Annotated in this window: 19 protein-coding genes; 9 read left to right on the forward strand and 10 right to left on the reverse strand. The window is 72.7% G+C overall.

The features are described 5' to 3' along the window. A partial coding sequence (locus E1267_RS12980; RefSeq protein ID WP_132332694.1) for an ATP-binding cassette domain-containing protein occupies positions 1-1,099 on the forward strand: 1,099 nt, incomplete at its 5' end. Between the two features lie 17 nt (positions 1,100-1,116). Here the strand turns inward: E1267_RS12980 and E1267_RS12985 are convergent. Next, positions 1,117-2,322 carry an ROK family transcriptional regulator gene (locus tag E1267_RS12985; RefSeq protein ID WP_132332695.1) on the reverse strand — a complete coding sequence of 402 codons (1,206 nt, stop codon included), beginning with the start codon at positions 2,320-2,322 and terminating at the stop codon, positions 1,117-1,119. A gap of 140 nt (positions 2,323-2,462) precedes the next feature. Between E1267_RS12985 and zwf the strand changes: the two genes are divergently transcribed. The 6 genes from zwf to E1267_RS13015 all read left to right on the forward strand — a co-directional run bounded on the left by zwf (position 2,463) and on the right by E1267_RS13015 (position 11,359). Continuing rightward, positions 2,463-3,992, forward strand: a complete 1,530-nt coding sequence (zwf, locus tag E1267_RS12990) for a glucose-6-phosphate dehydrogenase (protein ID WP_132332696.1) — start codon at positions 2,463-2,465, stop codon at positions 3,990-3,992. A 67-nt stretch (positions 3,993-4,059) separates the two neighbouring features. Further along, positions 4,060-6,003, forward strand: a complete 1,944-nt coding sequence (gene edd, locus E1267_RS12995) for a phosphogluconate dehydratase (RefSeq protein WP_132332697.1) — start codon at positions 4,060-4,062, stop codon at positions 6,001-6,003. Positions 6,004-6,182: 179 nt separating this feature from the next. After that, positions 6,183-6,797, forward strand: a complete 615-nt coding sequence (gene eda, locus E1267_RS13000) for a bifunctional 4-hydroxy-2-oxoglutarate aldolase/2-dehydro-3-deoxy-phosphogluconate aldolase (protein ID WP_132332698.1) — start codon at positions 6,183-6,185, stop codon at positions 6,795-6,797. A 175-nt stretch (positions 6,798-6,972) separates the two neighbouring features. Then, positions 6,973-7,785, forward strand: coding sequence for an IclR family transcriptional regulator (locus E1267_RS13005; protein WP_132332699.1), 813 nt, complete (start codon positions 6,973-6,975; stop codon positions 7,783-7,785). A gap of 216 nt (positions 7,786-8,001) precedes the next feature. Continuing rightward, entirely contained in the window at positions 8,002-9,147 is a 1,146-nt protein-coding gene (locus E1267_RS13010) for a cytochrome P450 (protein ID WP_132332700.1), read from the forward strand. A 151-nt stretch (positions 9,148-9,298) separates the two neighbouring features. Next, positions 9,299-11,359, forward strand: coding sequence for a serine/threonine-protein kinase (locus E1267_RS13015; RefSeq protein WP_165959593.1), 2,061 nt, complete (start codon positions 9,299-9,301; stop codon positions 11,357-11,359). 169 nt (positions 11,360-11,528) lie between these two features. Here the strand turns inward: E1267_RS13015 and E1267_RS13020 are convergent, their stop codons facing one another. Continuing rightward, on the reverse strand, positions 11,529-12,434 hold the full coding sequence (locus tag E1267_RS13020; protein WP_132332702.1) for a D-isomer specific 2-hydroxyacid dehydrogenase family protein: 906 nt from the start codon (positions 12,432-12,434) through the stop codon (positions 11,529-11,531). Beyond that, positions 12,431-13,171, reverse strand: coding sequence for an IclR family transcriptional regulator (locus E1267_RS13025; RefSeq protein WP_220449456.1), 741 nt, complete (start codon positions 13,169-13,171; stop codon positions 12,431-12,433). Before E1267_RS13025 ends, E1267_RS13020 begins: the two co-directional genes overlap by 4 nt. 118 nt (positions 13,172-13,289) lie before the next feature. Here E1267_RS13025 and E1267_RS13030 point away from each other — a divergent pair, with 118 nt between their 5' ends. Further along, a complete protein-coding gene (locus E1267_RS13030) occupies positions 13,290-14,618 on the forward strand; it encodes an MFS transporter (RefSeq protein WP_165959594.1) in 1,329 nt (442 codons plus the stop codon). On the opposite strand, the gene E1267_RS13035 is transcribed toward E1267_RS13030, so the two are convergent. From E1267_RS13035 to E1267_RS13055, 5 genes are read right to left on the reverse strand one after another with little or no spacing between them, the layout of a single operon-like run. Beyond that, entirely contained in the window at positions 14,615-15,370 is a 756-nt protein-coding gene (locus E1267_RS13035) for a FadR/GntR family transcriptional regulator (protein ID WP_220449457.1), read from the reverse strand. The two genes, E1267_RS13030 and E1267_RS13035, sit on opposite strands and share 4 nt — an antisense overlap. After that, positions 15,367-16,275, reverse strand: a complete 909-nt coding sequence (locus E1267_RS13040) for a dihydrodipicolinate synthase family protein (RefSeq protein WP_132332705.1) — start codon at positions 16,273-16,275, stop codon at positions 15,367-15,369. The genes E1267_RS13035 and E1267_RS13040 overlap by 4 nt, the downstream gene beginning before the upstream one ends. A 20-nt stretch (positions 16,276-16,295) precedes the next feature. Further along, the gene (locus E1267_RS13045; protein WP_132332706.1) at positions 16,296-17,171 is read right to left on the reverse strand and encodes a carbohydrate kinase family protein; all 876 of its coding nucleotides are present in this window, start codon (positions 17,169-17,171) and stop codon (positions 16,296-16,298) included. Then, positions 17,168-18,193: a LacI family DNA-binding transcriptional regulator gene (locus tag E1267_RS13050; protein WP_132332707.1), complete on the reverse strand. Its 1,026-nt coding sequence runs from the start codon at positions 18,191-18,193 to the stop codon at positions 17,168-17,170. The genes E1267_RS13045 and E1267_RS13050 overlap by 4 nt, the downstream gene beginning before the upstream one ends. Further along, positions 18,190-19,659 (reverse strand): glycoside hydrolase family 13 protein, encoded by a 1,470-nt coding sequence (locus E1267_RS13055; RefSeq protein WP_132332708.1) that lies wholly within the window; start codon positions 19,657-19,659, stop codon positions 18,190-18,192. The genes E1267_RS13050 and E1267_RS13055 overlap by 4 nt, the downstream gene beginning before the upstream one ends. A gap of 230 nt (positions 19,660-19,889) precedes the next feature. Between E1267_RS13055 and E1267_RS13060 the strand changes: the two genes are divergently transcribed. After that, positions 19,890-21,170: an ABC transporter ATP-binding protein gene (locus E1267_RS13060; protein WP_132332709.1), complete on the forward strand. Its 1,281-nt coding sequence runs from the start codon at positions 19,890-19,892 to the stop codon at positions 21,168-21,170. A gap of 25 nt (positions 21,171-21,195) precedes the next feature. Here E1267_RS13060 and E1267_RS13065 read toward each other — a convergent pair whose 3' ends face one another. Then, the gene (locus E1267_RS13065; RefSeq protein ID WP_132332710.1) at positions 21,196-22,401 is read right to left on the reverse strand and encodes a cysteine--tRNA ligase; all 1,206 of its coding nucleotides are present in this window, start codon (positions 22,399-22,401) and stop codon (positions 21,196-21,198) included. Positions 22,402-22,825: 424 nt separating this feature from the next. Next, positions 22,826-24,139 carry an acyltransferase family protein gene (locus E1267_RS13070; RefSeq protein ID WP_246063824.1) on the reverse strand — a complete coding sequence of 438 codons (1,314 nt, stop codon included), beginning with the start codon at positions 24,137-24,139 and terminating at the stop codon, positions 22,826-22,828. Positions 24,140-24,195: the final 56 nt, after the last annotated feature.

The raw sequence follows: 24,195 nt of genomic DNA on the forward strand, positions 1-24,195 counted from the left end.
GTCGGGCGGGGAGCAGAAGCGGCTCATGCTGGCGGCGCTGCTGCGCGGTCCGGACGAGATCCTGCTGCTCGACGAGCCCGACAACTACCTTGACGTGCGGGGCAAGCAGTGGCTGGAGCGGGCGGTCAGGGAGTCGGCCAAGACGGTGCTGCTCGTCTCGCACGACAGGTGGCTGCTGGCCGAGACGGCCGACCGCATCATCACGGTCGAGGGGCGCGGCGCGTGGGTGCACGGCGGCGGGTTCGCCGGCTACGCCGAGGCCCGCAGGCGGCGCGCGGAGCGGCTGGAGGAGAGGCGCGGGCGCTGGGAGGACGAGCGGGCCCGGCTGCGCGGCCTGGTGCACACACTCCGTCAGCGCTCGGCGAACAACGACGCGCTCGCGGGCGCGTACCGGTCGGCGGTGACGAGGCTGGAGCGGTTCGAGCGGGCCGGGCCGCCCGAGCGCGCGCCGAAGGAGCAGAACGTGCGCATGCGGCTGCGCGGCGGCCGCACCGGCAAGCGGGCGCTCACGTGCGAGGGCCTGGAGCTGAGCGGCCTGCTGCGGCCGTTCTCCACGGAGATCTGGTACGGCGAGCGCGTCGGCGTCCTCGGCGCCAACGGCACCGGCAAGTCGCACTTCCTGCGGCTGCTGGCCGGCGAGCCGATCGCCCGCACCGGCTCCGCCCGGCTGGGCGCCAGGGTCACGCCCGGCTATTTCGCGCAGACCCACGAGCGGCCCGACCTGCACGGACGCGCCGCGGCCGACGTCGTGATGCGTGAGCACGCCATGACCCGCAACGAGGCGATGGCGGCGCTGGCCCGCTACGAGCTGGCCCCGGCGGGCGGGCAGCCGTTCGAGACATTGTCGGGCGGCCAGCAGGCCCGGCTGCAGATCCTGCTGCTCGAGCTTTCGGGGGCGACGCTGCTGCTGCTCGACGAGCCGACCGACAACCTCGACCTGGCCGGCGCGGAGGCGTTGCAGCGGGGCCTTGCCGGGTTCGCGGGCACGGTGCTGGTGGTCACGCACGACCGGTGGTTCGCCGCCGGCTTCGACCGTCACCTGATCTTCCGCGCGGACGGCCGCGTGCAGGAGAGCGCCGAGCCGCGCTGGGACCTCTAGCCGACTCTAGCCGCCCTCTAGCCGGAGGCCGCGCTCTGCCGGCGCAGGGCGGAGACCGTCATGGCCTCGTCGACCGCCTCGGGCGACAACACGTGGTCGAGCACCATCACCGCGCACCCGCTGATGCCGGCGCCCGCGCCGAGCCGGCTCGGCTCGATGCGCAGCCGGCGGGTCGCCAGGGCGGTGGAGCGGCGGTAGACGACCTCGCGGATGCTGGACACGAGCGGCCCGAACGCCTCGGCGACGTCGCCGCCCAGCACCACCACCGACGGGTTGAGGATGTTGACCGCCCCCGCGAGCACCTCGCCGATCCTGCGTCCCGCCTCGCGCACGGTGGCCATCGTCTCGGCGTCGCCCGCCCGCACCAGCGCCGTCACGTCGGCGATCGTCATGACGTCCTTGCCGAGGGCCCGCAGGTCGCGCAGCAGCGCGGTGCCACTGGCGACGGAGTCGACGCAGCCGGTGTTGCCGCACCGGCACAGCACGTCGCCGCCGTCGAGCACGGGGATGTGCCCGATCTCGCCCGCGGCGCCCAGCGCACCGCGCAGGATCTCGCCGCCGGCGACGACGCCCGCGCCGATCCGCGTCGAGATCTTCACGAACATCAGGTCGCTCAGGTCGGGGTAGACGCCGCGGTGCTCGCCGATGGCCAGCACATTGACGTCGTTGTCGACGAGCACCGGGACGGGGAACCGCTCGTGAATGATCGGCGGGATCACCACTCCGGTCCAGGAGGCCATCACGCGGGCGCTCTCCGTGCGGCCCTGCGCGAACTCGACCGTCGCGGGCACGCCCATGCCGACGCCGGCGACCGTGGAGCGGGGACGGCCGCCGAGCAGCTCGTCCCACGTGTCCATGAGCAACGGCAGCACCACGTCGGGGCCCTGCTCCACGTCCATCGCGAACTCGCACCCGTCGAGCTCGTGCCCGGCCAGGTCGCAGACGGCGACCCGGGTGCGGCTGGCGCCGAGCGCCGCGACCAGCACCACGCCGCCCGAGGCGTTGAACTCCAGCCGGACCGGCGGCCTCCCGCCCGTGGAGGGTGCGTCGGCGCGCTCCACGACCAGGCCGCGTTCCAGCAGCTCACCGACGCGCAACTGCACCGCTGGGCGCGACAGACCGGTCACCCGGCCGAGGTCGGCGCGCGTCACGGCCTCTCCTGAGCGGATGAGGCGGAGCACCTCGCCACTGGTGGCGAAGGTCGCGGCAGTACGTCGAGGCATCGGCTAAGTGAACCACACGGGGTTAGGTAATGAAAAGTCGCAACTTTTTTATCTTAGATTCCAAAACTCCGCTTGTGTACGAACCAAACTCCCGTTATTGTCCGTTCTATCCCTAGTTGGTAGATCATGGAGTCTCAACCGTGTCCCCCCTCTCGACCTCACCCGCAGATCGCCCAGATCCCGCCGGCGCGCACACCGCGGACCTCGTCGTCTTCGGCGGGACCGGCGACCTGGCCATGCGCAAGCTGATCCCGGCGCTCTACCACAGCGACAGGGACGGCCGGCTCTCGCCCGAATCCCGCGTCATCGCCATGTCCAGGGGCGGGCTGACCGACGCCGACTTCCGCGGAAAGGTGGACGCCGAGGTACGCGACCAGGTGCCCGCCGACGACCAGGCCGGCTGGCAGCGTTTCCTCGGCCGCCTGCACCACGTCTCGGTCGACGTCGGCAGAGATGTCACGGGCACGGGCACGGGCACGGGCGGGACCGACCGGCAGGGCTGGGGCGCGCTCACCAGGCTGCTGGCCGGGCACGAGCAGCGCGACCGGGTGTTTTACCTGGCCAGCCCGCCCCGCACGTTCGGGCCGTTCTGCCGTGAGCTCGACGAGGCCGGGCTGGTGACGCCGAGCTCCCGCGTGGTGCTGGAGAAGCCGCTCGGCCATGACCTGACGAGCGCGCAGCGCATCAACGATGAGGTCGGCGCCATCTTCGACGAGCGCCAGATCTTCCGCATCGACCACTACCTGGGCAAGGAGACCGTCCAGAACCTCCTGGTCCTGCGCTTCGCCAACGCCTTCCTCGAGCCGATCTGGAACTCGCTCTGGATCGACCACGTCCAGATCACCGCGGCCGAGACCGTCGGGACGCCCGGCAGGCGCGGCTACTACGACCACGCGGGCGCGCTGCGCGACATGGTGCAGAACCACCTGCTGCAGCTGCTCACGCTGACCGCGATGGAGCCGCCCGCCCGCAGCGACCGCGAGGCCGTGCGTGACGAGAAGGTCAAGGTGCTGCAGGCGCTGCGGCCGATCACGGGCACGGAGGCCGACCGCTTCACCGTACGCGGCCAGTACGTCGGCGCGGACGACATGCCGGGCTACCTCGACGAGCCCGCGTCCACGCCGCCCACCGAGGCCTCGCGGCGGGTGGAGACGTTCACCGCGATCCGGGCCGAGGTGAAGAACTGGAGGTGGGCGGGAGTGCCGTTCTACCTGCGCACCGGCAAGCGGATGCCGTACCGGCGCTCGGAGATCGTGGTGCAGTTCAAGGACGTGCCGCACTCCATCTACCCCGGCGGCGCGCCGAACCGGCTGGTGCTGCGGCTCCAGCCGGAGGAGGGCATCCGGCTGCACATCATGGCCAAGGAGCCGGGTGCGGGCGACGTGACGCTGAAGCCGGTGCCGCTGTCGCTGAGCTTCGGCGAGACGTTCTCGACGCGGGTGCCGGAGGCGTACGAGCGGCTGCTGACCGACGTGCTGGCCGGGAACCCGACGCTGTTCATGCGGCGGGACGAGGTGGAGGCGGCCTGGCGCTGGATCGACCCGATCCTGCAGGCCTGGGAGTCGCAGGCGGAGCTGCCCGAGCCCTACGCCGCGGGGACCACCGGTCCCGCGGGCGCCCATGAACTGCTCGGCCGCAGCGGTCGCGCGTGGCACGAGGATGACGCGTGAACGAGCGCGCGATGCGTACCTGCCGATGGAGAGACCTCGGGTTCACCGGCCCGACGAAGGAGCGTGCATGAACCCCGTCATTCAGGAGATCACCGACCGGATCGCCGAGCGGAGCGCCACGAGCCGGGCCGCGTACCTGGCGCGGATCCGCCGTGACGGCGAGGCCGCGCGGGCGAAGGGGCCCGCGCGGGCGCACCTCGGCTGCGCGAACCTGGCGCACGGCTTCGCGGGCGCCTCAGGCGAGGACAAGCCCGCGCTGCGCGCCACGGCGAAGCCCGGCGTGGCCGTCGTGACCAGCTACAACGACATGCTCTCCGCGCACCAGCCGTACGAGACGTATCCGCAGGAGCTCAAGGCGGCCGTGCGCAAGGCCGGGGGTGTGGCGCAGGTGGCGGGCGGCGTGCCCGCGATGTGCGACGGCATCACGCAGGGGCGGCCCGGCATGGAGCTGTCCCTCTACAGCCGCGACGTGATCGCCATGGCCACCGCGATCGCGCTGTCGCACGACATGTTCGACGCGACGCTGCTGCTGGGCGTGTGCGACAAGATCGTGCCGGGGCTGTTCATCGGGGCGCTGCACTTCGGGCACCTGCCGGCGGTCTTCGTGCCCGCCGGGCCGATGACGTCCGGCCTGCCGAACAAGGTCAAGGCCCGCACCCGGCAGTTGTTCGCCGAGGGCAAGGTGGGCAGGGACGAGCTCCTGGACGCCGAGGCCCGGTCGTACCACTCCCCCGGCACCTGCACCTTCTACGGCACCGCCAACTCCAACCAGGCGCTGATGGAGGTCATGGGCCTGCACCTGCCGGGCTCGACGTTCGTCAACCCGCACACCGAGCTGCGCCACGCCCTCACCGCGGCCGCGGGACGAAGGGCCGTGCAGATCACCGCGCACGGCGGGGAGTACACGCCGATCGGCGAGGTGGTCGACGAGAAGGCCATCGTGAACGCCTGCGTCGCCCTGCTTGCCACCGGCGGCTCGACCAACCACACGCTGCACCTGGTGGCCATGGCGGCCGCCGCGGGCATCGTCCTGACCTGGGACGACCTGGCCTGCTTGTCACGGGTGGTGCCGTCGCTGACGAAGATCTACCCGAACGGCCAGGCGGACGTGAACCACTTCCGCGACGCCGGCGGCATGCAGGTGCTCATCGGTGACCTACTGGACGAAGGGCTGCTCCATGCCGACGTGCTGACCGTCGCGGGACGCGGGCTCGACCGCTACCGCGAGGCGCCCGCCCTGGTGGACGGCGAGCTGCTGTGGTCGCCGGTCACCGGCGGCAGCGCCGACCTGGACGTGCTGCGTCCCGTCGCCGGGCCGTTCGCTGCGGACGGCGGGATCCACATGGTCGAGGGCAACCTGGGCCGCGCCGTCAGCAAGGTGTCGGCGGTCAAGCCGGAGCACCTGGTGGTCGAGGCGCCGGCCAAGGTCTTCGACGACCAGCTCGACCTGCTGGAGGCGTTCGAGGCGGGCGAGCTGGACGGGCAGGACTTCGTGGCGGTCATCCGCTACCAGGGACCGAGCGCGAACGGCATGCCCGAGTTGCACAAGCTGACCTCGCCGCTGGCCGTGCTGCTCGACCGGGGGCAGCGGGTGGCGATCGTGACCGACGGGCGGATGTCGGGCGCGTCCGGCAAGGTGCCCGCGGCCATCCACCTGTCGCCCGAGGCGGCCGACGGCGGGCCGATCGCGCTGGTGCGCGACGGCGACGTCGTCAGGCTCGACTCGGCAGCGGGCACCCTGCAGCTGCTGGTGCCGGCCGAGGAACTGGCCGGGCGCGCACCCGAGGGACGGCCGCTGAGCGACGCGCAGTGGGTCGGGACCGGGCGTGAGCTGTTCGCCGCGTTCCGCCGGATGGCGGGGCACGCGGAGCAGGGGGCCGGGATCTTCGGGGTGAGCGGCGCCGAGTCTCCGCACCACGGCCCCGGGCTGGGTTTCCCCGCCGAGGCGGGCTCCTCGCACCTGGAGGCGGGCGCCCCTGTGAGGGCTCGCCCCGCCGGGCTGGCCCGGTGACGGTCCGGCTGGGGATCGCGGCCGGCGCGGCCTGCTCGGACGGCGCTGACGGGCGCCGCGGCCTGGCTGAGCCGGTGCGCGCGCAGGGAATAGGTGGGTTGAGGCATGCCCCGCTGTGACGCAAGCCCGGAAATTTCAGTACGGAAGGTCCCGGACGGGGCCGACGAGGAGAAGAACGTATGAGCAGTCTGCTCGATCTCACCCCGGTGATCCCCGTCGTGGTAATCGACGACGCGGACACCGCCGTGCCGCTGGCCAGGGCGCTGGTCGCCGGTGGCCTGCCGGTCATCGAGGTGACCCTGCGCACGCCGGCCGCCCGTGAGGCCATCGCCCGGATCGCCGCCGAGGTGCCCGAGGCGACCGTGGGTGCCGGCACGATCCGGACTTCTGCCGATATTTCGGCATCGGTGGCGGCCGGGGCTCGGTTCCTGGTCTCGCCGGGCACCACCCTGTCGCTGGTCGAGGCACTGGACGCGAGCGGCATTCCCTACCTGCCCGGCGCGGCCACCGTGTCCGAGGCCATGGCCCTGGCCGAGCGCGGCGTCAAGGAGCTCAAGTTCTTCCCCGCCGAGGCCGCGGGCGGCGTCCCCTACGTCAAGGCCCTGAGCGGGCCGCTGCCGGACGTGCGGTTCTGCCCGACGGGCGGCATCCGGGCCGACACGGCGGCAGGCTATCTCGCGCTGCCGAACGTGGGCTGCGTCGGCGGCACCTGGCTGACCCCGGCCGACGCGCTGGCGGCGGGGGACTGGGGCCGGGTCGAGAAGCTCGCGTCGGAGGCCGCCGCACTAAGGTGACGCACGGACCGGACAAGGCCGCGCAATCCCCCGGCGCGGCCTTTTTCTGAATACGCGAAGATCATCACTCTGAGTTGACGGTGTATCAACCTTCGGTCAACCGGGTAGGTCGAGGCATGCACAAAACGCGGCCCCGGGAAGCCCCTTTCGCTCCTCGGAAAGCGAAAGGACAGTCATGCCGACACAAACCGCCGACCACGAGCAGAGCGTCGCCGACGACCGCAGGGCGGCGCAACCGGGCAGCCTGGAGCGCGGGATCGACATCCTCCTCGCGCTCAGCGCGTCGTCCCGCCCGGTGAGCCTGTCGGAGTTGTGCCGCAGCACAGGGCTGCCCAAGTCGACCGCGCATCGCATCCTCGGCGTGTTGTGCGCGCGCGAGCTGGCCCGGCGGGTCGGCAACGTCTACGTGCCCGGCGAGGTGCTGGAGACGATGGCCCGCACCACCCGCGCCCTCGTGCCGGGCACCCGCGCGGTGGTGCTCCCGTACCTGCTCTACCTGTACGAGGCCACCAGGCAGACCGTGAACCTGGCCGTGCCCGCCGGCCTGGAGGCCCGCTACGTCGAGCGCCTCTACGGGCACAACCGCGTCGGCTCACGCTCCGACGGCACCGACCGCGCGCCGCTGCACTGCACCGCTACGGGCAAGGCGCTGCTGGCCTTCGATCCCCGGCTGCGCAACGAGCTGATCGCGCGCGGCCCCTTCGAACGCTGGACGCGCCGCACCGTCACCACCCTGACCGGGCTGGAGCGGGAGCTGGCCCAGGTCCGCAGGCACGGGGTGGCGTACGCGCAGGAGGAGTACACCGAGGGCGTGGCCTGCGTGGCCGCCCCCGTGTTCGGGCCCGCGGGCACGGTCTGCATGGCGCTCGGCGTGGCCGCGCCCGCGCACGCGGCCCAGCTCGCCCGGCTCGGCATCTCCGTACGCGGCGCGGCGCAGGCCATCTCGGCCGCGATCTCCCCCTGCCCCGAACCGCTTCGTGTGCCGTGATGCCGGCGTTCCGGCCACCGGAACACCTCGGGCGCGCGGGGCCGCAGACGTTCCGGTGACCGAAACCCCAGATTGCGAAGGCAAGGCTGCGGCGATCACATCGGGATATGAACTTTCTCCCCGCTCCGGCCATCCAGGAGGCGCCCGCGGGCTCAGGGCCCAGGGCCCACGCGGCCCGGGACTCGCGGGCGCCGGCCGGATCCCGGGGAGCCGCACGTGCCTAGGGGGCTGCCCAGGGCCACCGCGCTGGAGAGCCTGCGCCTGCGGTCCGCCCTCGTACCGCCCGGCACGCCGCACCTCGCCCCCGGGCGCGACCTGCTGCGCTCCCGCACGCTGCTGATGGAGCTCGAATCCCGGTACGGCGGCCGTCCCGTCCTGGTCCGCGGCCCACGCGGCTCCGCGCTGGTGGTCATCTCCAAGCGGGACGCGCTGCGTGTGCTGGCCGAGGACGACGACGCGTACGCGCCGGCCGTGGAGATCCGCCCCCTGGGCCTGCCGACGGACGTGCTGCGGCCCGCGTTCATCGAGATCGCCCGTGAGGAGGCCGAAGGACTCACCGACGGCGTGGTGGACTACGCCCGGCTCGACACGCGCTGGCAGCGCGTCGCCCGCCGCTGCGTCTACGGCGACGGCGCGGCCGGCGACGAGGAGCTGACCCGGCTGCTGGCGGACCTCACCCGGGCGGGACGGCTGCGGGCCAGGCGGCGCCAGCAGCTCCTGTCGGGCCGCTACGACGCTCGGATCATCGACCACCTGCGCCGCGCCGAGCCCGGCAGCCTGGCCGGGCTGATCGCCGAGAACCCCGGACAGGCCGAGTCGCGCGGGCTCATGCAGGCCGCGTTCTGGCTGATGGGGCTCGGGGTGACCGCGCCCGGCCTCATGCAGACCCTCGCCCTGCTCGCCGCCCACCCTGCGCACCGCAAGGCGGCCCGCGCCGACCCCTGTCACCTACGCGCCTGCCTGCGCGAGAGCCTGCGCCTGTGGCCGCCCGTGCCGGCGCTGACCCGGGTCACCACGATGGAGACCTCCTGGTACGGCGCCACCCTGCCCGCGGGCACCACCGTCCTCGTGCCGATGGCCGCCCACCAGCGCAGCCCCCGCCTGCCGTACGCGAACACCTTCGCACCCGAGATCTGGCAGGACGGCACCGCCGCCGGCGAGTGGTGGGCAAGGCCGGGTTGCGAGGGCGTGCACCTGACGCTCGCGGTCGGCACGGCCTTCCTGGCCGGCATCCTGCGCGCCTCCCGTCCCAAGCCCGTCGGGCGGCTCATCTCGCCGCACCGGCCGCTCCCCTACGCGCTCAATCTCGCGCGGCTGCGGGTGACGATGCGCCCCGCGCGCCGCAAGCCTGCTCACGCCTAGTGGCCAACGAGCGGGCCCTTCCTCCGTTAGAGTCTTGGGTACAAACGGGATGCCGTGCGGCGGAACGGTGCGGGTCGCTGCACGACGACCGGCCGGGGCGGAGGATCGGTTCGGGTTGAGACGGGATGACGACGGCGAGAGGACGGCGACGTTGGGGCGCTCCGCTGGCTCTCCGCTGAAGCCGGACGATCCGCCGGCGATCGGCCCCTACGAGCTGCTCAGCCGTCTCGGCTCCGGCGGCATGGGGGTGGTCTACCTCGCCAAGGCCGCCGACGGGTCACGGGTGGCGCTCAAAGCGATCCGGCGTGACTTCACCGCCGACCCCGTCTACCGCGCGCGCTTCCACGAAGAGGTGTCCAACGCGCGCAAGGTGGCGTCGTTCTGCACGGCGCGGGTGCTCGACCACGGCGAGGACCGCGGCCGCCTCTATCTCGTCACCGAGTACATCGACGGCATCTCCCTCGAGGACCACCTCATCGAGCACGGCGCGCTGTCACCGTCCGTGCTGCACGCGGCGGCCGTCGGCGTGGCCGCCGCGCTCACAGCGATCCACGCGGCGGGGCTGGTGCACCGCGACCTCAAGCCGGCCAACGTGATGCTGACGCTGGCGGGGCCGCGCGTGATCGACTTCGGCCTGGCCCGTTCCTCGCACGTCGACTCGCGGCACACCAACGCCGGCATGGTGATGGGCACACCCGGGTGGATCGCTCCCGAGCAGGTCTTCGAGGGGCGCACGAGCCCGGCGGGCGACGTGTTCGCGTGGGGCTCGCTCATCGCGTACGCGGGGCTCGGCGGGCATCCGTTCGGCGAGGGCGACGCCTACGTGATGGCGGCCAGGGCCCGCACCGCGCCTCCCGACCTCCGGGGGCTGCCTGCGCCGCTCGACCGGCTGGTGGCGGCGGCCATCCACCCCGACCCCGCGCGGCGGCCCGCGGCCAGGCAGCTGCTGCTGGAGCTGGTGGAGGCGGCCGACGAGCCGGCCGCGCAGCTGGCCGCGACCAAGCACCTGACCAACGCGTGGAACCCGTCGGAGTTCGGGCCGCTGATGCCGCAGGCGCCGCACCGGCCGCCGCCCGAGCGTGCCGCGCCCGGATCGCCATCGCCGCACCGCCATCCCGAGGCCCCTCACCGCACCCCGCACCCGGAGTCCACCCACCAGGGCCCGCTTCCCGAAGCACCTCAGCGTGGCCCGCACCGCGACGCGACCCAGCGCGGTCCACACCCCGACGCCGGGGGCCATGGGGCTCAGGCAGGGCACCCCGACGGCCGGGTGCCCCAACAGGCTCACCACGAGCGCACGGGGCCCGGCCCCCTGCCCGGCGCGGTGGGAGGGCCACGGCAACCTCCTCCCGCCGAACGCACCGGGCCGACGTCAGGTTCCGGTCGCGGCCCGCAGCACGTGCCGCCCACCGAGCGGACGGGCCCCACACCCGGCTCGGGCCGGAGCCCGCACCCTCCGCCGCCCGCGGAACGCACCGGTCCCACGCCGGCCGGGCAAGGCCGGCCGGCGCATCCCGAGCGGACCGGACCCCTGCCGCGCATCGCGCACGGCCAGCAGACGCCGCACCCTGAGCACACCGGCCCGCTCACCACCGGGCGCGGACCGCTGCCGCACCGCCGGACCGGCCAGGCGCCGCCGCACCATGCGGTGACCGGCGCGGTGACCGGCGCGGTGACCGGGCAGGGCCCGCTGCCGGGCTACCGGCCGCCGAAGCGCAAGCGCAGCATGTTCGCCGGCTGCCTGACCGTCCTGGTCGTGGCCGCGGTGCTGCTGGTGCTGCTGGTGGCCGTACTGGCCTGGGTGTTCCGCCCGCCGCCCGCGTCCGGCGCGGACGGGCCCGTGCAGGACGGCAAGCTGAAGTTCGCCGTGACGAGCACGAAATGCGGCAAGCCCGCCAAGTCGGCGGCCACGCGGGCCTGCCGGATCGGCGTCAAGATCGAGAACGTCGGCCCTGACGCCCGGGTGCTCTACCCCGGGCAGCAGAAGCTGATCGACGAGGACGACGCGCTGCACGCCGGCACCCGGCTGCTCGACAAGGCGGGCAAGGAGATCACCCCGATCCGGATCGAGGCCGGGCGGACGTTCACGGGCGCGCTGGTGTTCGAGCTGGACAAGGGCCTCACCCCCGTGGGGCTCGAGGTGCACGACTCAGGGCTGAGCGCGGGCGCCCGCATCAACCTCCCCGGCCGACCGGACGCCACCGCGCCGTAACACCCGCCCATCGCCCGCCTCACCTACCCGCGCACGTGACGCAGGATGAGCGGCGACCGGCCGCACGCGGCCTTGCACCGCCCGCACGCCCGGCGCCTCCGTGCGGCGGGCGGCGTCGTGCGGCGGGCGGCGTCGTGGCGAGGGTGGGAGCGGGTGGTGACGTGCTCGGTCAGAAGCCTTGGGACGGGGAGACGACGCCTTCGAGCGGGGCGCCTTCGGCGAAGCGGCGTACGTTGGCGGTGACGCGTTCGGCCAGGCCGTGCCAGTAGGCGTCGCGCGGGTTGGCGCAGTGGGGCGTGATCAGGACGTTGTCCAGCTCCCACAGCGGATGCCCGTCCGGCAGCGGTTCGGGGTCGGTCACGTCGAGGGCGGCGCCGCCGATGCGGCCCTCGCGCAGCGCGTCCACCAGGTCGCCGGTCACCACGAGCCCACCCCGTGCCACGTTGACCAGCCACGCGTCCGAACGCATGAGGCCGAACTCGCGCGCCCCGAACATGCCCCTGGTCCGCGGGGTGGCGGGAGCGGCGACGACCACGTAACCGGCCTCGGGCAGCGTCTCGCGGAAGCGGGCGCGCGGCACGATCCGGGCCGCCCCCGGCGCCTCTCCCCTGTCGGTGACCGCGAGAACGCGGCAGCCGAACGGCTCCAGCATCCGCATGAGCGCCCGCCCGATGCCGCCGTGGCCGACGATGGAGACGGTCGAGCCGGCGAACTCCTTCGAGGTGTTGGGACCCCACGAGGTGGCCCTGGCGTGCCGGTGCAGCCCGCGCGCGGCCGCCAGCATCATGGCCAGCGCGTGCTCGGCCACGGCGGGCCCATAGGCGCCGGCAGCGGCGGTGAAGACCGGCTGCTCGGTGAAGACCCCGGCGTCCGCCCAGCGTTCGACGCCCGCGTGGGGCAACTGCACCCAGCGGATGCCGCCGTGCGTCATGGCGCGGATCTCCGCGGGATCGTCGCTGCCGTAGTAGACGATCGCCTCGGCCTGCTCCAGTGGCACGACCTTGCCGCCCGCCCGCTCCACGGCCTCGACGAGGACGGGCACGGGCTCGGGGCCGACGTGGACGGCGACGGTCATGGTGGGTCCTCCTGGTAACCGAGTTGCTCAGAGATGGCCGCGGCGCACCGGATCACCGGCGGCAGCAGGGCGTGCAGGGCGGCGCGGCCGGCCTGGGCGCGCAGCGCGGTGAGCGAGACCGCCGCGGTCACGTCGCCGAAGGCGTTGCGCACGGGCACGGCCACGCAGTGGACGAACTCCTCGAACTCGCCTTCATCGGCCGCCCACCCCCGTTCACGCACGGCCCGCAGCTCCTGGTCGAGCGCGGCCCTGGTGGTCAGCGTAGCGGGCGTGTACGGGGTGAACTCCCAGCCCTCCAGCACCTCGTCCGCGTGGGCGGGGGGCAGGTGGGCGAGGATGGCCTTGCTCACGCCCGCTGTGTGGAGCGGAACGGGCCGACCGATGCGGGCGTACATGCGCGCCGGGCCGGGTGGCGAGATCTTGTCCACGTAGACGATGGTGCTCTCCCGCAGGGCGGCCAGGTGGACGGTGTGGCCCGCCTTGTCCTGCAGCGCGGCGAGGTGCGGGTGGGCGAGGTCGCGCAGCCCGAACTGGCCGCCGGCGCGCGCGGCCAGCGCGGCGAGCCCGTTCCCGGCGCCCCAGGTGCCGTCGGGCAGCCTCCGGACGAGGCCGGACTCGGCGAGCGTGTGGAGCAGACGCAGGGCGGTGGTGCGGTGCACGCCGAGCCGGTCGCCGATGTCCGCGAGGCTGCGCGGGCCACCGCACGCCAGCCGGAGGATCGCGGTCGCCCTGCTCACGGTCTGCGACATAAGCTCTGCCCTTTACAGCGATGTTGACATGACCGAATCCCTGCAGCAGGGTAATGGTAACACCATTAGTTCATGGTGTGCATATGTTGCACAGGAGGTCACGGGGATGAGCGTCGGCGAGCTGGAGCGAGAGACCATGCGCCGGGTGACCGGCCGCCTGATGCCGCTGATCGTCGTCTGCTACATCGTGGCCTACATCGACCGGTCGAACGTTTCGGTCGCCGCCCTGAGCATGAACGAGGCGATCGGGCTGACCGCCGCGCAGTTCGGGCTCGGGGTCAGCATGTTCTTCGTCACGTACGTGATCTTCGAGATCCCCAGCAACGTCGTGCTGGCCAGGATCGGCGCGCGCCGCTGGATCGCGCGCATCATGATCAGCTGGGGCATCGTGTCGGCCTGCATGGCCCTGGTGCAGGGCGAGAAGTCGTTCATCATCGTACGGCTGCTGCTCGGAGCCGCCGAGGCCGGCTTCACTCCGGGCATCATCTGGTACCTGGCTCGCTGGTTCCCCGCCAGCCACCGGGGCCGCGCGATGGGCCGCTTCTACGTCGGCGCCGCGCTGGCCACCGTCATCGGGGCGCCCATCAGTGGCTTCATCATGAAGATGGACGGGTTCCTCGACGTGGCCGGCTGGCAGTGGTTGTTCGTCGTCGAGGGCCTGCCCGCCGTCGTGCTCGGGTTCGTCGTGCTGAGGTTCCTCACCGACGAGCCGCGCGAGGCCGCGTGGCTGCCGGAGCGGGGGCGTACGTGGCTGGTCGAGCGGCTCGCGCGCGAGCAGGCGGAGATCGACGGGCAGCGGGCGATCTCCGTACGGCAGGCGCTGACCAGCCCCGGGGTGCTGCTGCTGGCGCTGTTCTTCTTCCTGTACTCCTTCAACAGCATCGGGCTGACCCTGTGGATGCCTCAGGTGATCCAGGGCGGGTTCGGCGAGCCGAGCGACTTCGTGACCGCGCTGCTGACCGCGGTGCCGTACGCGCTGGCCGTGGTGGCGATGGTGCTCGTGGCGCGCGGCGTCGACCGGCGGGGCAGGCACGCGCTGCACATGGCGGTGCCGATGGCGGCCTCCGGGGTGATGCTGGTGGGCAGCGTGCTGGCCGGGCCGGGCGTGCTCGGGTTCGCGCTGCTGGCGCTGTCCACGGGGGCCGCGTGGTCGGCCGTGCCCGCGTTGTGGGGCAGCGCCACGTCCTTCATGACGGGGGTGGCCGCGGCGGCGGGGGTGGCGCTCATCAACTCCGTCGCCAACATCGCGGGCCTGGCCGTCACGCCGCTCATCGGGGTGGTCAAGGAGGCCACGGGCTCGTTCGACGCGCCGCTGCTCGTCATCGCGGGGGCCATGTTCCTGGCGGCGGCCGTGGCGATGGCGTCAGGGCCGTTCACGGCCCCTGGACGGCTGGCCGCCGAGACCGCCGCCAAGGCCGAGCGGGACCCCGCCTAAGGGCCGCCGAGCAGGTGTTCGACCTCGTCGCGGGCGGACTCCACGATCGAGCGCACCGCTTCGGCCGCCTCGGCCCTGCGGCCCGCGGCGACGGCCTCGGCCACGTCGAGGTGGCGCCTGACGGCGGCCGTGTCGAGCCGCTCGGGCAGCAGCAGCTGATCGCGCCGGGCCTTGAGCAGTTCCTCGGTCACCTCGGCGAGCTGGGCGAACATGCCGTTGCCCGACGCGGCGAGCAGCACCCGGTGGAAGGCGGCGTCGGCCGTCACCAGCCCCTCGCTGTCGCCGTCGCGCGCCGCGCTCGTCAGCGCCTGCGCGTGGGCGATCAGCTCCCGGCGCACGCCCTGCCCCGCGAGCCCGGCGGCCAGCGCCGCGGCGGCGGGCTCGACCGCGGCGCGCAGCTCGGCCAGCTCACGCAGCTGCGCCGCCCGCCCCGGCGAGGCGAGCCGCCACCGGATCACCTGGGGGTCGTAGAGGTTCCAGGCGCTCATCGGGCGCACGGTGACGCCGACGCGCGGGCGGCTGGTGACCACCCGCTTGGACTCCAGCACGCGTACGGCCTCGCGGGCGACCGTGCGCGAGACGGAATAGCGCTCCTGGACGTCCTCCAGCCGCAGCACCTCCCCGGCGCGCAGCTCCCCCGCCGCGAGCGCACCGCCGATCCTGTCGACCACCTGCCCGTGCAGGCCCTGCAGCGCCGCACCGCTGCCCGTCACCGGGGTCGCCGGAAGGGCCGGCCGCCGGCCGGCGGTCATGCCGGCGCCAGCCCGAACTCCTCGACGAACCGGTCGATCATCCGGTGTTCCTCCTCATCGAGCCGGTAGCCGGGGGCGCGGCAGTGGGCCGAGCCGATCCAGCCGCGGCGGCGCGAGATCTCCTTCTCCGCGGCGACGATGAGCTCCACGCCCTGCATCCAGTAGGACAGGTAGGGCAGCAGGCGGGTGTGCAGGGCCAGCGCCCCGGCCTCGTCGCCGCTCGCCCAGCGCCGCCACAACTCGACGTAGAGGTCGGTGAACGAGCAGCCCGGCTGCACGCCGACGGCGCCGCGGCGCAGCGCGTCGGGCAGGTGCAGCCCGGCGTAGCCGACCAGGGCGGGCAGCGGCCGCTCTCCCTCCGCCAGCGCCGCGACCAGCCGGCCGGGCGGCGCCGACTCGACCTTCACCCAGCGCAGGTTGGGGTGCTCGGCGGCGAGCCGGTGCAGTGTGCCGGCGTCGAGCGCGGTGCCGGTCTGGGCCGGGGCGTACTGCAGGACGACCGGCAGCGGCGCCACCGCGGCCAGCACCGCGCGGACGTGCGCCAGCACGGCCTCACGCGAGGGGCCCAGGAAGTGCGGCGGCAGCAGGTTGATCGCGTCGGCGCCCCGCTCGGCGGCGCGTACGGCCCGCGTGACGGCGTGGTAGGTGGCGTGGTCGGGGATCGAGACGATCGCGGCCACGTCGTCGCGGGGGCGGGTGACGTCGAGGAGCAGGCCGGTGAGCAGCTCCCGCTCGGCGTCGTCGAGCTTGTGCACCTCGCCGGCGAAGCCGGGGAACATGACCGAGGTGACGCCTGTGGCCAGCACCTCGCCGACCACCGTGACGAAGCCGTCGGCATCGAGGGCGCCGTCGTCGTGGAAGGGCACCTCCAGGACCGGCGAGACGCCGCGTACGAGATCGAGCACGGCTCAATCGTACTATCACATTACTTAGCGGCGGACCTCGCGAGCAGCAGCGCCTCCGTGATCGGGGACTCGTGCGTGCCGGTGACCGTGCAGGCGTGCGCGCCGGCGATCGCCCCCAGGCGTACGCACTCCTCCAGCGGCCTGCCGTTCACCGTGCCGTACAGGAAGCCCGAGACGAACGCGTCGCCCGCGCCGTTGCTGTCGGCCACCGGCCCCGAGGGCGGCGCGGCCGGGAAGGCGCGCACACCGGAGCCGCGCGTCAGGACGAGGCACCCACGGGCGCCGCGCGTGCACACGACCGTGCGGGCGCGCCCCCGCGCGGTGAGGTCGCGCATGGCGGCGGCCGGGTCCGGCAGCGCGGTTTCCGACAGGAACACGAGGTCGGCGCGGTAGGCGAAGTCCTTGTGGTAGTCGGAGGCGCCGTCCCAGTCGTGCAGGTCGGTGGAGATCGGGACGTCACCGAAGTCGCCGAGGGCGTGACGGCAGAAATCCATGATCGACACGTGCACGTGCCGGGGACGTATGTCCGCGTAGAGCTCGCGCGCCAGGCGCTCCCCCGGCGTGACCTTCGCGTCGTGGAGCGAGGTGCGGCGGCCGTCGGGCCCCACGAGCAGGACGCTGCGCCGGGTGCCCGCCTCCGCGCGGCCCCAGCGGCACTCGACCGCGCCCAGCGCCCGGCGGACCAGCGCGCCCTGCGGGTCGTCGCCGATCAGGTCGGCGAAGGCGACCGCGAGGCCGAGCGCGTGGCAGCCCAGCGTCACGCCGGCGCCGGTGTTGCCGATGCGGTCCACGACCGGCGGCACGAGGTAGGTGTCGCGGTAGGGCAGCGGCAGTCCGGACACGTAGACCGTGGTGTCGACCCCGGCGCCGCCGAGGACGAGAAGGTCGCGGTTCACCGGTTGACCAGAGGGCCGGAGCCGGTGGAGCCGCGGACGACGAGCTCCGGCTGGAAGATCAGCTCGACGTGTCTGGGGGCGGCGCCGTTGACCTCTTCGAGCAGCGTCTGCACGGCCGCCGAGGCCATGGCGCCGATCGGTTTGCGTACGGTGGTCAGCGGCGGGTCGGTGAACGCGATCAGCGGTGAGTCGTCGAAACCCACCACGGACACTTCCGCCGGAACCGACAGGCCCTTCTGCCGGCAGGCGCGGATCGCGCCCAGCGCCATCAGGTCGCTCGCGCACACGATGCCGGTGCAGCCGCGGGCCAGCAGTTGCGTGGCGGCCGCCTGCCCGCCCTCGACGGAGAACAGCGAGTGGGCGATCAGGTCGTCGACGTCGGAGGTGGCGAGCAGTTGCGCCATGGCCTGCTTGTAACCCTCGATCTTCCTGATCACGGGGACGAACCGGTGGGGCCCCAGCGCGATGCCGATGCGCTCGTGGCCCAGGTCGACGAGGTGCTGCACGGCCAGCCGGGCGGCCAGGCGGTCGTCGGGCGAGATGAAGGGGGCGTCGATGTGCTCGCTGTAGCCGTCGACCAGCACGATCGGCAGCCCGCGGTCGGTGAGGCGGGTGTAGCGGTCCATCCGCGCGGTGGTGTCGGCGTGCAGCCCCGACACGAACACGATGCCGCTGACTCCCCGGTCCACCAGCAGCTCGGTGAACTCGTCCTCAGGGGCTCCGCCCGGCAACTGCGTGCACAACACCGGCGTGTAGCCGTGCTGGGTCAGCGCCTTCTCGATGGCCTGGGCGAAGGCAGGGAAGATCGGGTTGTCCAGCTCGGGCGTCACCAGGCCGATCAATCCGTTGCTCCGCTGCCGCAGCCGGGGCGGGCGCTCGTAGCCCATGAGGTCGAGCGCCGTCATGACCGCCTGGCGGGTGGCGGCCGAGACGCCGGGTTTGCCGTTGAGCACCCGGCTGACCGTGGCCTCACTCACCCCGGCCTGGGCGGCGATGTCGGCTAGGCGAGCGTGACCGTTCATGCCTGACACTTTACTTTCCACCACGCCGCTGAATCGGGTGCGCCGGGGACGTCGGACGCCAGCAGCAGCTCGCCGTCGACCTCGAAGTCCACCGGGTCGGAGGTGAGGTTGACCGTGCAGGCGAACGCGCCCCTGGAGAAGACGAGCGTGCCCTCGGGCGAGTCGCGCCAGGCCAGCTCCCCGCCGAGGCCGCGCCGCAGCCGCAGCGCCGCACGATACAGCTCCAGCGTCGAGCCGGCCACGCCCTGCTGGGCCTCCACGCTCAGGTCCGCCCACTCCTCGGGGATGGGCAGCCACGGGCGGGTCCAGCCGTACGCGCGCGTCCACGGCATCGGGACGCGGCAGCCGTCGCGCCCGCTGCCGGGGTCGCGCAGCCGCTGCGGGTCCTGGCACAGCTCCTCCGGCAGGTCGAGCACCTCGGGCAGGCCCAGTTCCTCGCCCTGGTAGACGTAGGCCGAGCCGGGCAGCGCGAGCGTGAGCAGCGCGGCGGCGCGGGCCCTGGCCAGGCTGCCGTAGCGGGTGACGTGCCGTTTGACGTCGTGGTTCGACAACACCCAGGTGGTGGGGGCGCCGACGGAGCCTGCCGTGGCGAGGGAGGCGTCGATCACCGCGCGCAGTTCGGCGGCGTCCCAGGGGGCGAACAGGTAGTGGAAGTTGAACGCCTGGTGCAGCTCGTCCGGGCGCACGTAACGGGCCAGCCGCTCGGGTGTGGGGGCCCACGCCTCGGCCACGCCGATCCGCTCGCCGGGGTAGGAGTCGAGCACGCGCCGCCATGAGCGGTGGATCTCGTGGACGCCGTCGTTGTCGAAGAAGGGCACCGGCTCCCTGCCGACCAACGTGGCCTGGCCGCCGCGGCCGATGTCGGGCAGGCCCTCCGGTTTCACCATGCCGTGCGCCACGTCAACCCGGAAGCCGTCGACGCCGAGGTCGAGCCAGAACCGCAATATCGACTCGAACTCCCCGCGCACCTCGTCGTTGTCCCAGTTGAGATCGGGCTGGGAGGGGTCGAACAGGTGGAGGTACCACTGCCCGTCCTCGACCTGGGTCCACGCGGGGCCGCCGAAGATCGACTCCCAGTCGTTCGGCCGGTCGCGGAAGATGTAACGGTCACGGCCCTCGCCGCGCAACGCCTGCCGGAACCAGGGGTGGGCCGCGGAGGTGTGGTTGGGGACGATGTCGACGATCATCCGCAGTCCGAGAGCGTGGACCTCGTCGATGAGCGCTTTCGCGTCCGCGAGCGTTCCGAACAGGGGGTCGACGTCGCGGTAGTCGGCCACGTCATAGCCGAAGTCGGCCATGGGCGAGGTGTAGAACGGCGTCAGCCACAGGGCGTCGACGCCGAGGCGGGTCAGATACGGCAGGCGATCGCGAACGCCGATCAGGTCGCCGACTCCGTCACCGTTGCCATCGGCGAAGCTGCGTACGTAAACCTGGTAGATCACGGCGTCACGCCACCATGCGGTCATAGTCTCCCCCGGTACGTTTCGACCATGAAAGCTCTTTCCGCAAGTTTACGCAAGCCCTTCCACACCCCTAACAATCGGAAATCAACGCCTAGGGATGCCCATAACCCCCGACCGAAACGCAATCGAACGAGATTCTTTACATCAAGGGTGGACATGTACCGTTAGGGCGCGATGTACTACCTCATCAATCAGCCCCCGTCACAGGTGACACGCGCGCAAGGTGTGGGCCCATGAGCTCGGTCGTTCTCGATAAAGTGACCAAGGTGTATCCGGGCGATTACCTCGCGGTCGACCGCCTCAGCCTGCGGGCGCAAGCCGGCGAGTTCCTCGTCCTGCTCGGCCCCTCCGGATGCGGGAAGTCCACCCTGCTCCGGATGATCGCCGGCCTGGAGGAGATCACCGAAGGTGAGCTCTGGCTCGACGGTCAGATGGCCAACCACCTCGCCCCGCGCGACCGTGACGTCGCCATGGTGTTCCAGAGCGGGGCGTTATACCCGCACAGGACCGTACGCGGCAATATCGCCTTCCCTCTGGAGATCGCCAAGTCCGACCCGGCGATGGTGCGCGAGCGCGTCACCGAGTTGTCCAAGGCGCTGCACATCGACGAGACGCTCGAACGCCGCCCCGGCACGCTCTCCGGCGGCCAGCGACAGCGCGTCGCGATGGGCAGGGCGATCGTCCGGCAACCCAAGTTGTTCCTCATGGACGAGCCCCTGTCGAACCTCGACGCCGGCATGCGCACCGAGCTGCGCATGGAGATCTCGGCCCTGGTCAGATCGCTCGGCGTCACCACGATCTACGTGACCCACGACCAGGTGGAGGCGCTGACCCTGGCCGACAGGATCGCCATCCTGAACCGTGGCGTTCTCCAGGACGTCGGCACCCCGGCCCAGATTTACAACGATCCAGCCACGGCCTTCGTGGCCGCCTTCCTCAACTCCCAGCAGCTGAACCTTCTGGCGGCCAACGTCAGGACGCCGCAGAACCAGTACGTCATGCTCGACTTCGGTCCCCACCGGCTGACGATGCCGTGGAGCGATCCCAGGGCGTACGCGATCTCCCAGCACACCGGCGGGCAGGTGCTGGTCGGCCTGCGGCCCGACGGGCTGGCGCCGGTGCCGGAGAGCTACGACGGGCCCTCGTTCTACGGGCGGGTACGGGCGCTGGAATATCACGGGCACGAGTGGCTGGCGTACCTGGAGTCGGGGATGTCGTTCGCCCCGGTGCCAGAGCCGCCGGACCCGGCCCGCCGCGTCAACGGCTCGAAGAACGGGTCGGGCCGGCTGACGGGGCTGGTGAAACGGCTGTTCTCGCAGCCGGAGCAGCACCAGGAGCAGGAACGGGTGGGCCAGCACCCCAACAGCGGCATCCACCGCCGTTCCGACCTCATCGTGCGGCTGGGCAACCACCCTGTCTGGCGTGCCGGCGACCCCGCCAAGGTGGGCGTGGACCTCAGCCGCGTCATGATCTTCACGCTGGACGGCGCCCGCATCGACCCCCCGCGCCGCTAGCCTGCCCCCGCCGGGACATCTGACCTCAGGAAGCAGGGGTCCAGCGAGGGCCGTCGGTGGTGTCCTCCACGACCACCCCGCCTTCGAGCAGCGCCGTACGCAGGGTGTCGGCGAGCTCGTAGCGGCCCTCGTCGCGCAGCCGGGCGCGTAGCGCGAGCAGCGGCTCCACCAGGGCGTTCAGGCCCAGGGCGCGCAGGCGAGCGGTCGAGGCCGGTTCGCCGAGCCGGGCGATGAGCAGCCGCATCAGCTCCCTGGCCTGCTCGACCCCGCCGGAGTCCTCCTCCGTGTCGGCGGCCCATTTGACGATCTCGGCCTCCAGATCGAGAACGGCCTGCGCGGCGGCCACCATGTCGGGCCCGGCGACGGCGGCGTTGAAGCGTTGTTCGCACGCGTGGGCGGTCTCCTCCAGCGTCGCCCCGGCGGGCACAGCGGCGGGCACAGCGGCGGGTCCGGGGCCGGGCGGCGTCGGGACGGTGACGCCGGCGCCGCCCTCAACCAGGCGCCGGAGCTCGCCGAGGTCGGTACGGGTGCCGGCGGGCAGGGTGATGGACGAGCCCGGCCGCCGGACGGTCAGGCCGCCCCTGCCGGCCACGTGCGCGGACTCGTTCGCGAGGTCGATGACGAGCGCCGTGTGCTCGTCGAGGCCGAGCACCGCGGTGCCGGACGGCAGTTCGCGTTCCATGCGGGAGAGCCGGCGCTCGCCGAGGTAGCAGTAGCGGGTGTCGTGGGTGCCTCCTTCGGCGTTGTCGAAGTGGGGGATCACCACGGCCCGCAGTCCGAGCGGCTCCAGCAGGTCGAGTCCTGCGCGCCAGTGGGGGTCGGCGCCCGCTTTGTAGATCTCGTAGACCGGCACGGTGGCCAGGCCCGCCGTGCAGGCCGCCGCCGAGGCGAGCACGGTCACCCCCCGGCGGGCGCGCAGCCGGGCCCGCAGGTCGCCGGCCACGCCCGAGGCGGCCCACCTGTCGAGTGCGTAGGTGGGGCTGCCGGGGCCGGAGAACACCCAGTCGGCGCCGGTGACGCCGGCCGCCACCTCGATGTCCAGGCCGACGCTGCGGGCGAAGTAGCGGCAGGCGCGGGCGGAGATGTCGGCGCGGTTCTCCTGGAAGGCGTAGGGGGTGTCGAGCAGTACGGCCCGCGCCCCGGCGGGCAGCCTCCGCGCCGCGGCGCGGTGGACCTCGACCATGGTCGGGCTCGTCTCCCCCGACCCCATCAGCACCAGCGAACCGGGCATGCCTGTCGGCCTCTCTCTCGCACCTCATCGACTACAGCCGGGCCGGCCGGCTGTTCAAGAGCGGAGCGCGAATGCGCATGGGACGTACCTGCATGTGAATGGCAGTAAGTTGGTGGCGGTGACGGGAAGACACGTGGTCTCGGTGGAGACGCTGATGCTCAGGGCAGGCTCCGGCAATCGCTGGTCCTACCGGCATGCACGTACCCATCCGGAGCGCGGCGAAAGCCCCGACGAGGCCGCCCGGCGGCTCAGCGGGGTCGCCGCCGCGGATCCGGCCACCGTCGTGCACTCCACGAGCTGGCGCTACGAAACGGGCGGCGAGATCGTCCTGACCTACGCGGTGTGCCCCGATCCGGAGCCGTGGCTGCCCGCGGTCGAGGTGCCCGTGCTGGAGATCGCGCGCGGCCTGGCGCCCGCGACACCGTCACCCGACCGGGTCGCCCTGGCCAACGTGGTCGCGCACGCCGTCAGGCACCTCGGCTTCCTGCTCGCCGAGGACGCCGTCGTCGCGCGGGCGCTCCGGCTGCGCCCGGACATCGCCCGGGCTCTCGAGCCGGTGGCCGCTCCTGCCTGACAGGCGCCGGCCGAGCTCCTGCATGGGCTTCTCGACGAAACGGTAGGTGAGCGCGCTGCCGGCCAGAATCAGGATCGTGACCAGCACGGTCATGCCGATCTGCACCGGCAGGTCCGCCTGGCGCAGGTCGCCCGTGACCGCCACGAAATATTTCAGCAGGGGATGGTGCACCAGGTAGAGCGAATAGCTGATCAGCCCGAGCCAGGTGAGCACCCTGGGCAGCCGCCGCCCGCGCAGCGCCATGCCGCCCGCGAACGTCAGGCCGGCCAGCGCGATCGTGGTCAGCCACACGTCGCCCTGCACCCACCACCAGCCACTGGTGACGGCCCACAGGGGCGCGATCACGACCAGCGCCGTGGTGACCGCGACCGGCCACAGCCGCCCGTCGCCGCGCTCCCAGCGGTGGATGGCCGTGCCGGCGAACATCACCGCGACCACCGCCACGCCCAGCCACGGGACCCGGCTGCTCAGCACCAGCAGCAGCAGCGCCATCACCCCGAGCACGCAGGCGGCGGTGGTGCGGAACCTGCCCGTGATGACGCACGCCAGCCCGGCCGCGAACACCGCGCACGACACGTACGCCGGCCAGACCCCCGCCACGAGCGCCCCCGACGTCACCAGCCCGACCACGACGGCGCCGGCCGCGAACACCATCGCCAGCAGCCCGCTGTAGCCGTGGCCCCTGAGCAGGAAGAGCGCCGTGACCAGCAGGTAGAACACCATCTCGTACGACAGCGTCCACATCGTGTCGGCCATGCCTCCGACGCCGACGACGTCGAGCAGCATGGTCGCGTGTGCGGCCACGGCGCTCGCGTCGCGCGGGACGGCCTCGCGCACCGGCACCCACCAGGAGAGGGCCAGCACCATCGCGATCACGGCTAGGTAGAGCGGGTAGAGGCGGAAGAACCGGCTGAACCAGAACGCGCGCACGTCGCCGTGGCGTTCGAGGGAGACGGGGATGATGTAGCCGCTGACCAGGAAGAACACCAGGATGCCGTAGACGCCGATGTTGAACCAGTAGGGCCGTAGCTGGGGGATGAACCAGGGCAGCATGTGTTCGGCCACCACCGCCAGCGCGCCGATGCCCCTCAGGGCGTCCAGCCAGGCGAGCCGGGCAGTGGGCAGCGGACGGGGGGACGCGGAGGCGAAGGTGGCTGCGGACACCCGCACTAACCTACCCGTAACGGGCCGGGTGATGCGGCCCGCACGGCGTTCGCACT

Source organism: Nonomuraea longispora (assembly GCF_004348345.1).
GTDB lineage: Bacteria > Actinomycetota > Actinomycetes > Streptosporangiales > Streptosporangiaceae > Nonomuraea > Nonomuraea longispora.